Here is a 14,730-nt window from a genome sequence, read left to right as displayed (position 1 = left end):
GTATAGCTCAATATAAAAAACATATTATAAATACCTTGATTTACAATAAACAAGCAAGTGGCGATGACACATTTTATATTATTGAGGGGCATTTTCACTTGGGAGAATCCTTACAACAAGATAATATTCATTATATTTCATTGCCATCTTCGTATTTCACAAAAGAATATGTTGTTTTACAGGCAGGAGGTTAGCTAAACTATGGAACAAACAACACTGACAACCAAGATTTCATCTAATCAAATTGAACTGATAGATTTTCGCATTAATGAAGAAATAGATGGACAGATATATGAGGGCATTTATGGAATAAATGTTGCCAAAGTTCAAGAGATTATCCAAATGCGCGAAACTTTTGAGTTGCCTGCAAGCCCAGACTATATTATTGGCGTATTTGATTTGCGCGGGATAGTTATTCCTCTCATTGATTTGGCTGCTTGGCTTAATATTAAACACAGGGAGTTTAAGATTCCTATTGAAAAAAAACGTATTATTATTGCAGAATTTAATAATTTAAAAATTGGCTTTTTAGTTCATGAAGCAAAGCTTATAAGACGTATCAGTTGGGATAATGTACAGGCTGCACATTTTAGCTCAAATAGTCACAACCTAGAGAGAGGTAAAATAACAGGCACGACAAGAATTGAAGATGGTAAAACGCTCTTAATTCTTGACTTAGAGGGCATTGTTGATGACCTTGATTTCTATGGCAATACGCACGACAAAAAAGAATTAGGTCAAATCACTCACAAGTTTAGTGGTAATGTTCTTATTGTCGATGACAGCACAGTGGCACGTTCCTTACTAAAAAAGAATCTCAAGAAAATGGGCTTTGTTGTCCTAGAGGCACATGACGGTAGCATGGCAATTCAAATGTTAAACGATTTTTATGGACAATACAATGACGACATTGTTTCACATATTCGCTTTATAATTTCTGATATTGAAATGCCAAAAATGGATGGCTTTCATTTTGCTGAATATGTGAAAAACGATAAAAGATTTCAAGCCATTCCTCTTATTTTTAACTCTTCAATTTGTGATAAATTTAGCAAACAAAAGAGTAGGGATATAGGAGTAGATGCTTATCTTGTTAAATTTGATGCGCAAGTATTTTATGAGGAGATAGTAAAAATCCTAGAATAGAAATAAAATATTACTTTTTATGTTATAATTTTGGGATTTTTATAAACGATAGTGCTTATGAGGTGTTTTAATGAATGACGATATGCAAGAAATAATGGAGGATTTTCTGATTGAAGCCTTTGAAATGGTTGAACAACTTGACCAAGACTTAGTAGAATTAGAAAGTAATCCCGAAGATTTAGATTTACTTAATAGAATCTTTAGAGTAGCCCATACCATTAAGGGTTCTAGCTCATTTTTAAACTTTGATGTCCTTACACATTTAACGCATAATATGGAGGATGTTCTTAATAAGGCTCGTAGGGGCGAATTAAAAATTACTCCAGACATTATGGATGTTATTTTAGAATCTATTGACCTCATGAAAGCCCTTTTAAATGTTATTCGCGATAATGGCACAGATGCTAACAGTGGAATCGATGTGAGTGATTGTGTGAAAAAACTTCAAGCCATTTCCAAGGGTACTAGTCCGACAGAGGAAGCACCAGCCACAGAACAAACACCAAAAGCAGCACAAACAACCAGTACAGATTCTGCTCCTGCTGAATCGGGTCCTGTTGATAGTAGTCCTGCCTTAGAAGAACCAGAACCAGATTATGCTAATATGTCTCCAGAGGAAGTAGAAGCAGAAATTGCAAGACTTCTAGCAAAGCGGCAAGCAGAAGATAAAAAGAGACGAGAGGAAAAACGCAAAGAAGAGGCACAAACTGCAAAACAAGAATCTGCTCCCTCTTCAAATGCACAGCAAAAGCCAGCCGCAGCAGCTCCTAAACCAGCTACAAAAGCTCCAGCAAAAGCCGACAAAGAGGGACAAAAGTCTCCTTCAGTTGCAGTTGAACCCACTGTACGTGTAGATGTAAAAAGATTAGACCATTTGATGAATCTCATCGGAGAACTTGTTTTAGGTAAAAACCGCTTGATTAGAATCTATGGCGATGTAGAGGAACGTTATGATGGTGAGAAATTCTTAGAAGAGCTTAATCAAGTAGTAAGCTCTATTAGTACCGTTACAACAGATTTGCAATTAGCTGTTATGAAAACAAGAATGCTGCCTGTTGGTAAAGTCTTTAGTAAATTCCCAAGAATGGTGCGCGATTTAAGTCGTGAATTGGGTAAAAATATCGAACTGATTATTAGCGGAGAAGAAACAGAGCTTGATAAGTCAATTGTAGAAGAAATTGGTGACCCGCTTATTCATATTATTCGCAATTCTTGCGACCATGGAATCGAAACCCCAGATATTCGCAAAGCCAATGGCAAAAGTGAAACAGGCAAAGTTGAGTTAAAGGCTTACAATGAGGGTAACCATATTGTCATTGAAATTGCAGATGACGGTAAGGGGCTTGATGCTAATATGCTTAAGACGAAAGCTATTGAAAAAGGATTAATTAGCGAGAGAGATGCCGATAGCATGAGCGATAAGGAAGCATTCGCAATTATCTTTAGACCGGGATTCTCTACTGCTGCGGCTATTACAAATGTAAGTGGACGTGGTGTGGGTATGGATGTTGTGAAAACAAATGTCGAAAAGTTGAATGGGATTATTGAAATAGATTCTGAAAAAGGCATTGGCACAACACAAAAACTTAAAATTCCTCTAACCCTAGCGATTATGCAAGCATTGCTTGTGGGTGTTCAAGAGGAATATTATGCTATCCCATTAAGTTCTGTTTTAGAAACAGTGCGTGTATCACAAGATGAAATTTACACAGTTGATGGTAAAAGTGTATTGAGACTTCGCAATGAAGTATTAAGTTTGGTGCGTTTAGCAGATATTTTTAAAGTAGATTCTGTGTTAGAAAACCTTAATGAAGTCTATGTTGTTATTATCGGGTTAGCGGAGCAAAAAATTGGTGTCATTGTTGATTACCTTATAGGGCAGGAAGAAGTTGTTATTAAATCTCTGGGTTATTACCTTAAGGGAACAGAAGGAATTGCAGGCGCGACAGTGCGAGGTGATGGTAAAATTACGCTTATTGCAGATGTCGCAGCTATGATGGATATGGCAAAAGATGTAAAAGTCAGTGTCAATAATCTTGTTTCACAAAATACTGTTGCAAAAGCAAAACAAACGCCAAGTGATTATATTGTTTTAGCTATTGATGATAGCAGTACTGACCGTGCTATTATGAAAAAATGTCTTAAGCCATTGGGTGTAACTGTGCTTGAAGCAAGCAACGGTTTAGAAGGCTTAGAAATTGTTAAAAATGGTGACCATGATTTAGATGCTGTTTTGGTGGATATTGAAATGCCTCGTATGGATGGTTATACCTTTGCTAGTGAAGTGCGTAAATATAATCGATTTAAAAACCTTCCATTAATTGCAGTAACAAGCAGAACAAGTAAAACTGACAGAATGCGTGGCGTGGAGTCTGGAATGACAGAATATATCACAAAACCCTATACTCCAGAATATCTGCTTAATGTAGTAAAGCGCAATATTAATTTACAAGTTAGTGGAGAGTAAGAATGGATAATAAACAATTAAAAGATGTGTTTGCAAAACAACAAAAGCAGCTTGATGGTTCAGAGTTACAGAGCGATTCTGAAAATATTGTCCAACTCATAGGATTTGTTGTAGGCACAGAAGAATTTGCTGTCCCTATTCTTAATGTTAAAGAAATCATCAAACCTATAGATTTCACGCGTGTTCCTGGTACTCCAAACTATGTTATGGGAGTATTTAATCTGCGAGGGAATGTCTATCCCTTAATCAACTTGCGTATGAAATTTGGTATTGCTCCTGCCAAGCAAGATGGCGATACACGTTACCTTGTTGTGAATCATAATGATGAAATTGCAGGGTTTGTTATTGATAAGCTGACAGAGGCTATTCGCATAGATGAAAATTTGATTGACCCCATTCCTGACACTTTTAATGAACAAGAGAATCTTATGTATGGCATTGCTAAACAGGGCGATAGATTAACCACAATTTTACGTGTAGATAATCTCTTAAAGCGAACATTTTAGTTCAATCTACTGAATCTGACTGTTTATAGAAACTATCCCAAAAATAATGTGTGCGATAAAGTCTTTGCCACATAAGATAATGTGCTTTTTCTCTACATTCTCTACACAATATTTTTCATTTGAAATCAGACACTGAAATTAACAGATAATAACTTTGCCTTTATGATTCTACAAGCAATTTTTCAAAGAAACCAATAAAGATTCTAAGCAAAGTAAAGACAATCCTGCTATCAAAATTCTTAAAACATGGTTGATTATCAGCCTTAAAAAACAGTAGATTGAGAAATAATATTTTATTCTATTGTGATGAAAGTAGAATTGAGATTAAAATTTTTTCTTTTACAAACAAGTAATGAAATTTCTATACAAAGAAATGGCAGAAAGATTTATATTGACCTGTGATTTGTGTTTTTTTGCATTCAAATTACTTGTAGTCTATCATAAAGACAATAAGTAATTATGATAAAGCTAACTTGAGTATTTACTAACTTATGATAGCCTATCGTTTTACAAAAAATCTAAAACACAAGGTGAGTTTATGAAAAAATCATTTCTATTCACTTCAGAATCTGTTACTGAAGGACACCCTGACAAGATGGCTGACCAAATCAGCGATGCGGTGCTTGATTATATCCTTGAGCGCGATAAAAAGGCGCGTGTAGCGTGTGAGACTTTGGTAAGCAATGGCTTTTGTGTGATAGCAGGTGAGCTCAAAACCATTGTGTATGCGCCGATGCAAGAAATTGCGCGTAAAGTCGTGAGAGAAATCGGCTACACAGACGCTCTTTATGGCTTTGATTACCGCTCTGCTGCTGTGCTCAATGGTATCGGTGAGCAAAGCCCTGATATTAATCAGGGCGTAGATAGAGAAGATGGCGAGATTGGGGCGGGCGACCAAGGATTGATGTTTGGTTATGCCTGTCGTGAGACTCCCTCGCTTATGCCCCTACCTATTTGGCTCTCTCACCGTCTCACAGAGGGTTTAGCCACAAAGCGAAAGGACGGCACACTTCCTTTCTTACGCCCTGATGGCAAATCCCAAGTGACCGTGAGATACGAAGAGGGCGTGCCTGTGAGCATTGATACGATTGTGATTTCTACCCAGCATAGCCCAGAAACTAGCCAAACACACCTACGTGATGCAGTCATTGAAGAAATCGTGCAAAAAGTCCTGCCTCAAAAATATCTCAATGACAATATCCGCTATTTCGTCAATCCCACGGGCAAATTCGTGATTGGCGGACCACAAGGCGATGCGGGGCTAACAGGACGCAAGATTATTGTGGATACTTATGGCGGGAGTTGTCCTCACGGAGGAGGGGCTTTTAGCGGGAAAGACCCGAGCAAAGTCGATAGAAGTGCGGCTTATGCGGCGCGCTATGTCGCTAAGAATCTCGTTGCAAGCGGGGTTTGTGATAAGGTTATCGTGCAGGTGGCTTATGCTATCGGGGTGGTTGAGCCTGTTTCGATTCTGGTTGATACACAAGGCACGGGCAAGGTTGAAGATTCTAAGCTCACTGAATGTGTGAAAAAAGTCTTTCGCCTCACACCTAAGGGCATTATAGAATCTTTGGATTTGTTACGTCCAATCTACCAAAAGACTGCAGCTTATGGGCATTTCGGGCGAGAGCTACCTGAATTTAGCTGGGAGAAAACCGATAAAATCGCAGACATCAAAGATTTTTGCGGCATAAGGTAGCCCCCCCCAACCTTACCCTGTCAAATCACTGACACATTTTAGAACCTTAGAATCTCTCTTGCTTAAAGCAAGCACAACGAAGATTCTAAGCCTAGAGATTAAAAATTATTTTAGAACGTTATTGGAAGGCATTGTGAGGATTGAGAGGTTAGAAAATCATGAAATCTTTGTGAAGATTCCATTCAGGTATTACTTTCTTTTGACACACAAGCTTTGTCTCCAATGCTAGAAATGTGCGATTAATCATCTCGCATTCATTGATTATACTCTGCAATCTTATATTGATAAAGCATGCCAATGATTGCTAAATCTTGCAGAGGTCATCTTATCTTTATTGTTTATTGTTTGTGCAGGCAGAATGCAAAGGCGTATCACAAGTTGCCAATGAAGTAGGCTATGTGAATGTCTCGGCATTTTGTAAAAATTTCAAACACAGCTTTGGAGAAAATCCAAAAACTACTTTAATGAGACACAAAGAATCAAAAAAGAGGAAAGGCAAGGATAAGAGCCACACAAACTAGATTCAATACAGAGAGGATAAAAAGGAGCTAGGTGAATAAATCTAGGGAAGTTTAAGAGAATTGTAGGCTAGCACATTAAATCTATGTAAGAGCTAAGAGTTTAGAATCCCTTTTGTTTTAAGGACAACTTATCTCAATTCGATAACAAAAGGACATTCATTGGACAAACTCCCGGTGAGCTTTGATAGAGGGTGTTATCCTATATGATAATAGATTGCTAAAGAGAACTCTAGCTCCAAAAATACGCGCGATAAAACCATTACATCCGTGTTTCATTTGTCCAAGCCCTAGCATATAAGCCGTTGAGTGCGAGTAACTCTTTGTGTGTGCCAGATTCAGCGATAATGCTACCTTGCGGTGTTTTTTGCAACACGATAATCTTATCACAATGCACAATGCTGCGGAGTTTATGCGCGATAATAATCACACTTTTATCTTTTGTGAGCCGATTGATTGCCCGCTGCAATGCGCGTTCATTAATGACATCAAGGCTGCTGCTGATTTCATCGAGCAAGACAATTGGTGCGTTTTTGAGCAGGCAGCGCGCAATAGAGATTCTCTGTTTTTGTCCCCCGCTTAGGCTCTTGCCTCCTTCAGCAATTTTGCTCTCAATCCCCTCACTCATTGAATCCACAAATCCTAGCGCATTCGCATCTTGAAGTACTTTGCGCATTTCTTGTTTGCTCACATTTTCTTTAGCAAAAGCAAGATTGCTCGCAATGCTGCCCTCAAACAAATGCACCTTTTGAAACACCATTGAAAATTTTTGCATCAATGCTTCTGGCTCAAGTGTAGCGATGTCTTTGCGTTCATTCTCATCACCTAGCCAAATCCGTCCGCTTGTTGGCTCATAAAACCTTGCAATGAGTTTCACCATCGTGCTTTTTCCGCTACCACTTTCGCCCACAATGGCAAGGCTTGTTTTATCTCTGATAGTGAGGTTAATGTTATGCAGCACGGGTTTGCAATCTCCATAGCTAAAGCTCACATTTTCTAAGCAAATTGTATTGCCTTGAGGAATGGCTTTGTCTTCACCCTTTATCACATCTTGGGCGAAAAGCTCAAGGATATTTGCCCCCGCTTTTGCGTAATATTGCAAGTCAATAAAATTCACACAAAAAGTCATCAGTGGCACAAACGCCTTTGAGCCAATGAGTAAAAAGCCAATGTATTCTATCACGCTCATTTCGCCACTGAGCAAAAACTCTCGTCCCACCATCACCATAATCCCAATTCCAGCACCCATACAGGAGAGAACACTAAGTGCAAAGGGCATCAGCGAGACTTCGATTCTGATACTCTCTTTGCGCAGAGAATCAAATGCCCTCTCCACGCGTGCAAACTTGCTTCCTCCCATATTATAAGCCTTAATTGTGTTCATTCCGTCAATGTATTCATTAATCACATTGGAGGCTTGCAGCACAGCGTGATGATGACGCGCACTTAAATGGGCAGCAAATTTACGGATTCCTACAAGAATCGCTATTGCCACAGGCACGCACGCAAAGAAACTAAGTGCCATTTGCCAATGATAAAAACAGAGACCCACAAAGACAAACAAGACAAGAATAAGTGAAGAGCAAGTTTGGGGTAAAAGATGCGAATTTGCGCCTTCAAGCTTGGTAAAATCATTCATCAAAGTATGGCTTAATCGCATAGGATTTGCGCCCTCTAAGAATCCAAGTGGCAATTTACGAATATGCTCTGCGAGCTTCAGTCTGCCCTGTGCCGAGAGTTTGTAGGTGTTCTCAAAATTTGCCTTATACATTGGGAGCTGCACGAAATAATACACCACCATATACAAAGCCGCGAGTGCGCAGATTCCAAACAGTTCATTGAAACTCACCTCGCTTTTGCCCAAAAAGGGAGCAAGAATACGCTCAACAAAAACTATCAAAATAATAACGCCCAAAAAACCAAAGTAATCACTCAAAGTCGTGAAAAACACCGAGCGATAGAATCGCTTCAAATCATTCAATGTGATTTTTTTAAGAATCTCAATCATTTTCTCTCCTTAGTTTTGGATACTCCACTCTTGCGTGCGCGCATAAGTGCCCCAGAGGTTTTGATAGATAGCACATCGCTTTAATAACTCTTCGTGTGTGCCAAAATCAACTAGCTTTCCCTCATCAACAAGTGCGACTTTATGCGCAAATTTTATGCTACTTAGTTTGTGTGCAACCATAATAATGGTCTTATCACTTGAATGTGTGAGATGACTGATTGCTTCATTAATTGCTTGTTCATTAGCAGTATCAAGATTTGCGGTAATTTCATCAAGCAACAAAATCGGTGTATTTTTGAGGATTGCGCGGGCGATATTAATGCGTTGTGCCTCGCCACCGCTTAGACTAATGCCTCTGTCTCCAATGTGGCAATCAAGCCCATATTTCTCGATAATATCTTTGCATTGAGCCATTCTAGCGGCATTCAAAACATCAGAATCTTGCGCATTTTTGCAGCCTGCCTTGATATTCTCGCGCAATGAATCCAAAAATAAAAAACTCTCTTGAAAAACAAGGCTAAGGCAGCCCAAAAGTCCCTCTTCAGACATTTCTCTAATATCGATTCCGCCAATGCGAATACTCCCACTACTCACATCATAGAATCGCGCAATCAGCGAAAGCAAAGTGCTTTTGCCCCCACCGCTTGCACCCACAATCACCAAATGTTCGCCTTGTTTGAGGCTAAAGCTCACATTGGAGAGGGCAGGGCAAGAGTCATAGCTAAAACTCACATTTTCAAATGTTATATCAAAATGCTCGGGCAAACGAGGATTTTTAGCTTGAGCCAAAGGCTTTTGTGCAAAGATTCTATCGATTCGTTCCACACCTTCATTAATCTGCATCACCTCATAGCTAAGGTTCAGAATCTTAAGCATAGGGGCAATCAAACCATTGCTCATCATCACAAAGAAAAGAACGGTGAGAACAAGCACAATATCCAAAGGCTCTTTTGCCACCAAAAACGCAGCCAAAGGCAGGATAAAAAAGATAAAGCACTGAACGAGGATATTAAAAATCGTAAAAGTCGGCGTGCATTTATAGGCAAAGCCTAAGGTATAGTCTTTATAGGCTTGAATGCTTTGTGCGAGATTCTGAAAGCTTAGTGCGCTTTTATTAAAAAGCTTGATAATGCTCATACCATCGACAAACTCAATGCAGCGCGTGTTGATTTGCTCCTGCATACTAAAAAACTTTTTGATTTCTTCTTTCATCGAGCCTTTTTGATAAATGCTAAATTGCACACATAGCGCGACAAGATAGGTCCCGATACTTATTAGCCCAAAACGCCAATCTACCCACAAAAACACGGCAAAAATGGTGATAGCACCAATGATTGTCATCAAAAACTCTGGAATCTTATGCGCGACAAAATTCTCAATCTTTTCGACATTTTCTTGGATATTTTTGTGAATCTCCCCCTTTGTTGTCGTGGTGAAATATCCAAGCGGCAAAGTTGCAAGGTGTTTTAAGAGTTCAAGGCGAATGTTATATAAAATGCGATAGGCAGCAAAATGGCTTAGGGTAAAGCTCGCACCCACACAAATCATTGAGGCAATCACCGCACCAATGGCACTTAGCCCACAGAGTAGTACATAGTCTTTATCCACAGCACTTATATTATCTGCAAACATCACAAATTCACAAACAAGCAGATAGCTTGCAAAATAAGGCACAAATTGCAACACCGCCGAGATTGCAGAGAGAATCCCAGCAAAAACAAGCATTGTTGCTTTTTGCCTGCTAAGTTCCAAAAGCCGCGCTATGCCCTTTTTGTTTTGAGAATCTTTTATGTTTTTTGTTGTTTCCATTCCTTACTCCTTAAAATGAAGATTTTGTGTGAGCCATAAGCCAAAAAGCACAAAAATCGCACTCAAGCTAAAAATGCTCATATACCCTAGCCCGACTTCAGGTGCAACGCCAAAATGTGTGAGAATATGAGGCAAAAACTCTGATAGAGGGATTGAGGGCTGTGCATTGAGAGATTCTATATCTTGGATAAAAAGTCCTAGAATCTGCGAAGCAAGAACGCCAGAGAGAATAAAAGCCGCATTCTCGCTCAAGCGCAAAAAGCTAAAATCAACCCCGCTTTGTTGTGAATCTTCGCACCAGCGCATACCAAGTGTGTAGAGAAAGATAAATTGCCCACCAAAGCATAATCCTTCTAAAAACAATCCGCCAACAATGAGCAAATGCGATTGCCAAAGCTGCATATTGAGCGCTAAGACAATGAACATCAACATTTCAAATATCAAAACAGTGCGCAATGCGTTGATAAATCCTAGCTTTTGAATGAGCAAATAGACGAGTGGCGAGGCAATTAGCAATGCCAAGCAATTCAGCACTCCGCTTAGAATCCCAACAAGTTGCAAATCAAAGCCAAGATAGACAAAGAGCGCAGAGCTTGTCGATGAACTCAATGTCAAAGGAAAGACAATGAGAATCAGCGCGCTAATGTCTCTCCAATTCGCTGCATTTTTTAATGTCTTGATAATACTTTGTTTATGTGTACCCACACTCAAAGGATAATGCAGCATTAAAAGTGGCAATGTAAAGAGAAGTATCGCACTACCCAAAACCAACATTGCAACAGAAAAGCTAAACCATTCACAAAGCATCAGGCAGACAATCACGCCAATTATCCCGCCCAAACCGCTCGCAATGAGCATAATCGTGTTGAGTCTAGGCTTTTGCGCCGCGCTTGTTTTTTCAATCCCCACGCCATTAAGAGAGATAATCGCAACAGACGCAAAGAGGCTCATCAGGGTAAAAAGCGCAAAGATGCAATGCACATTATCAGCCATATCAAGTAAGGCTAAGATAAAAAAGCACACGCTAATGCCGCATTGTGCGCAAACAGCGAGCATTTTAAAAGAAAGAGGCGATTTTTTGCGATAGGATTCAACAAAACCAGAATAAAAAAAGCTCAAGATAAAGGGCAGCAATGCTAAATAGACATAGCTAAAAGTTTGCGGGGGCATTTGTGCTTTAGCAAGCAATGCGGGCATTGAACCATAGAGGCAAAAGCTGAAGATACTCACAGCAATATAGACGCTAAAGCTTAGGGTATAGAGGGTAGAAGTTTTCATTACAACTCCTTAGAATCTAATACGTATAGCTTAAGCCTAAGCCAATATTCAAAGGATTCGCAGGGATATAATAGTTCTCTCCCATTCCTAAGTTCCTTGCATAAGTGGCATAGCGCGTATTGGTTATGTTTTGGCTAAAAAGCTTGAGTGTCCAATCCTTGTATTGATAAGATACATTCAAGTCAAGCACAAAATAGGCTTTTTGCTTAAAATCTACAGAATGGTATAAATCATCAAAATAATAACTTGAGTTCAATCGCATATTGCCTCCCAAGAAAAAGGCGTGGTGATTGAAACGAGCTATTGTCCAATCAAATCCGCCAACTATGCTCACAAGCGGCGAGAATTTTAAATCTAGCCCCGAGACATCATAATCTTGGGGTTGTGGGTTTCCAGCAATGATGATTGTGCCTTTATTATTCCCACCCTTAAAGTAGCGCGCCACGCCAATATTGAGCCCCAAAAAGGACGAAAAGCTTTCCCCTTGATAGGAGATTTCTAAATCAAGCCCTGTGCTATATGCATCGCCAATGTTTTTGAGCGATTGGTAGATTCCTGTGCCAACATAGCTTTGTCGGTCTTTGATATACATATAATATAACGCACTATTGATATGCAAACGTGAATGCAAAAGCTTTGTATGCGAACCCATCTCTGCGCTATAAATTTGCTCGGGATTATAGGGAATTGTATCTTGCAAGGCATAGGGAAATTTGACAAATCCTCCTGCTTTGGTGGATTGTGTGGCAGAAATATAGAGCCTTGTACTCTCACCTGCTTGAAATCCTAATGAAATGCGCGGATTGAAGCTATGCCACGATTTATCATTATGGATTGCAGGCAGGTTTGCCATAGGTGGCACATCAGAATCCATTTTTGCTGTGTAATATTGATAGCGCACACCCAGCCCAATATCAAAATGCTCACCCAAAGGCAGATTGCCATCGGCAAAGAGTGCGAGGGTATTCACACTCTCTTTTGCTTGCCATTCCTCACGGAATCCAAATGTTTGCTGCACATTTTCAAAACCGCGCATACCATTATCAGTAATGAGATATTTATAATACGCTCCAAACACACTCTTTGCGCCATTATGATATTCAGTATTAAGTCGAATTTCTTCAATGACTTGCATATTGTCATAGAAATAGCCATTGTTTGAGCCACTTTTAAGCCTTACAACAGGATAGGTATTGCTCAAATTGGTTGAGAGCTGATAGGCAGTGATTGAGCTAAACGTGCTATTTTCCATATAATAGTCAAGCTTGAATGCTGCATTATGCGCTTGGGCTTTGCTAAAGGGATTTTTGTTATAAATCGCTGTGGGCGAACCCAAAGAAGTCGCATTGGGGTTGTAATGAGAGCTGCTATCATAGCCCATATTATCGACAACAGAATCGCTAGAGAGTTTATAGCCATTCTCATATTGCGTTTTGCTCAAATAAAAATCTTTATGCGATTGACTGAAATAATAGTTATAGCTGATAGTTGCCAAGAGATTCTCGCCTGCTTTGCCTATCAGGGTAATGCCTGCTATGAGGCTATCAGCCGTATTGAGATGATTGCTTGAAGGCGATTTGATAAAGCCATTATCGTGGATATAGCGCAGATTGCCCTTTAGCCATAGCTTATCCTTGCTGACTTCTCCGCCTGCATAGAGATTCATATCTTCATAGAGCTTGCTTCCAAGCACAGAAATATGTGCATAAGGCTTATTCATTGGATTCTTGGTGGTGATATGCAGCAAGCCACTTTGGGAATTTTCGCCATAAAGTGTGCCTTGTGGTCCGCGCAAGAGTTCCACCTGCGAAACATCGCCGAGTGCTTGAATCAAAAAATTAGGGCTTTGTGGCACACCATCGACATACAAATTGAGCGTTGTCGAATAGAAATCGGGGCTACTTAACCCCCTAAGTGTTGCGGTAGGAAAGGCACTGCTGCCATTGGTGCTAAGGTTGAGCCCCGCAAAGACTTTGGATAAATCTTGTGTGTTATGCACCTCTTGCCGTTGCAGCTTCTCTTCGTTTGCGACACTCACAGATGCATTCACCTCGAAGACTTCTTCAGTGTATTTGTTTGCTGTGGTAACCACCGTATCAAGTTTGACCGTGTTCATTGGTTGGGAATCATCTTTTGAATGACTCAAGGTAGAATTATCAGCATAAACATACAATAGACCACTAAAGAGCAAAACTTGCATTTGAAGAATCTTCATTAATGTATCCTTTATTTTAATAATGATTTGCAATCATATAATATTCATCATAGTATTTCTACCTCAAAATACTATGATGATGTAAAGTGATACAAAATGAAATAAATTATTAAAATAATTGTTATATAATATGATGACTACAATAAAACTAAGGCAAGCAATGAGCTTTGATGAATATTACGCTTCTATTTTTGACGGATTAGACGTAGAGGCATGCCATACATTGACAGGGACAGAGCTACAACACAGTCAATATAAGGGGAGTCGTTTTGAGATTAATCTCCACACCATTGAGCTTTTTGATGGAATCCGACTCGATTTTGGACGATATAATGGTGATTTCAGAGACTTTTTGCGCAAAGTCCCACACGAGGAAGTGTTGCATTTTGGCTATTGTTTAGCAGGAGGATATGAGGGCTTGGTTGAAAGTAAAATACCCTTTTGTTTGGGTATCTCTGACATCTGGTGCTGCTCGATGTGTAACACGATACACACCACAGCCCCCGTGCAATGTCAAACGATTGGCTTTAGCATTGCAATTACTGAAGCAAAAAATGAAATTGGCAAATTTTTGAGGCATTGCGATATTGTGAGGTTGCATGATTATTTGCTTGATAATCCACTCTGCTGCCCTGCAAACAAGGCAATGATAAAAATCTTTGCTAAGCTCCAACCTCATTATAATAGCGATATTTTGCGACTAAGTGTGCTTGAGCTACTCCTAGTGCTTGATAGCATTGTGCGAGAAACACCCCGACATTATCAGAAGCCAGAGAGGAGAGATTATTGCAGAGAACTTCACCATTTTATTCAAAAGCATTGTCATAGGGATTTGGGCTTAGAATATCTTGCTAAGATGTACAATATCAGTGTAGCAAAGCTTACAAGAGACTTTTTAAGAGTGTATGGTATCTCTATCTACCAATTTATGAAACAATGTCGAATGCAGAGAGCTTATACCCTACTTATAAGTGAGGATAATAATGTATCACAAGTTGCCAATGAAGTAGGCTATGTGAATGTCTCGGCATTTTGTAAAAATTTCAAACACAGCTTTGGAGAAAATCCAAAAACCACTTTAATG

At 39.5% G+C, this 14,730-nt stretch carries 9 protein-coding genes and 1 pseudogene; 6 read left to right on the top strand and 4 right to left on the bottom strand.

The window, feature by feature from the left end; genetic code table 11:
- The 5 genes and pseudogenes from CQA44_RS12635 to metK form a co-directional block, all read left to right on the top strand.
- Positions 1–194: pseudogene (locus CQA44_RS12635) on the top strand (hypothetical protein); the annotation flags it as partial.
- A gap of 7 nt (positions 195–201) precedes the next feature.
- Positions 202–1,146: a chemotaxis protein gene (locus CQA44_RS09455; RefSeq protein WP_115547010.1), complete on the top strand. Its 945-nt coding sequence runs from the start codon at positions 202–204 to the stop codon at positions 1,144–1,146.
- Between the two features lie 70 nt (positions 1,147–1,216).
- Positions 1,217–3,613, top strand: a complete 2,397-nt coding sequence (locus tag CQA44_RS09450) for a chemotaxis protein CheW (RefSeq protein WP_115547009.1) — start codon at positions 1,217–1,219, stop codon at positions 3,611–3,613.
- Between the two features lie 2 nt (positions 3,614–3,615).
- Complete coding sequence (locus CQA44_RS09445) at positions 3,616–4,119, top strand: chemotaxis protein CheW (RefSeq protein ID WP_115547008.1); 504 nt, start codon at positions 3,616–3,618, stop codon at positions 4,117–4,119.
- A gap of 538 nt (positions 4,120–4,657) precedes the next feature.
- Positions 4,658–5,818, top strand: a complete 1,161-nt coding sequence (gene metK, locus CQA44_RS09440) for a methionine adenosyltransferase (RefSeq protein WP_115547007.1) — start codon at positions 4,658–4,660, stop codon at positions 5,816–5,818.
- A gap of 780 nt (positions 5,819–6,598) precedes the next feature.
- On the opposite strand, the gene CQA44_RS09435 is transcribed toward metK, so the two are convergent.
- From CQA44_RS09435 to CQA44_RS09420, 4 genes are read right to left on the bottom strand one after another with little or no spacing between them, the layout of a single operon-like run.
- Positions 6,599–8,344: an ABC transporter ATP-binding protein gene (locus CQA44_RS09435; RefSeq protein WP_115547006.1), complete on the bottom strand. Its 1,746-nt coding sequence runs from the start codon at positions 8,342–8,344 to the stop codon at positions 6,599–6,601.
- Between the two features lie 9 nt (positions 8,345–8,353).
- Complete coding sequence (locus CQA44_RS09430) at positions 8,354–10,153, bottom strand: ABC transporter ATP-binding protein (RefSeq protein ID WP_115547005.1); 1,800 nt, start codon at positions 10,151–10,153, stop codon at positions 8,354–8,356.
- A gap of 3 nt (positions 10,154–10,156) precedes the next feature.
- The gene (locus CQA44_RS09425) at positions 10,157–11,431 is read right to left on the bottom strand and encodes a hypothetical protein (protein ID WP_115547004.1); all 1,275 of its coding nucleotides are present in this window, start codon (positions 11,429–11,431) and stop codon (positions 10,157–10,159) included.
- Positions 11,432–11,447: 16 nt separating this feature from the next.
- Complete coding sequence (locus tag CQA44_RS09420; RefSeq protein WP_115547003.1) at positions 11,448–13,646, bottom strand: TonB-dependent receptor; 2,199 nt, start codon at positions 13,644–13,646, stop codon at positions 11,448–11,450.
- Positions 13,647–13,806: 160 nt separating this feature from the next.
- Here CQA44_RS09420 and CQA44_RS09415 point away from each other — a divergent pair.
- On the top strand, positions 13,807–14,730 hold a 924-nt coding region (locus tag CQA44_RS09415), incomplete at its 3' end, for an AraC family transcriptional regulator (RefSeq protein ID WP_181881857.1).

It is taken from the genome of Helicobacter sp. MIT 14-3879, from assembly GCF_003364125.1.
Note: the sequence above shows the minus strand (reverse complement) of the source record. Positions and strands in the feature narration are given on the sequence as shown.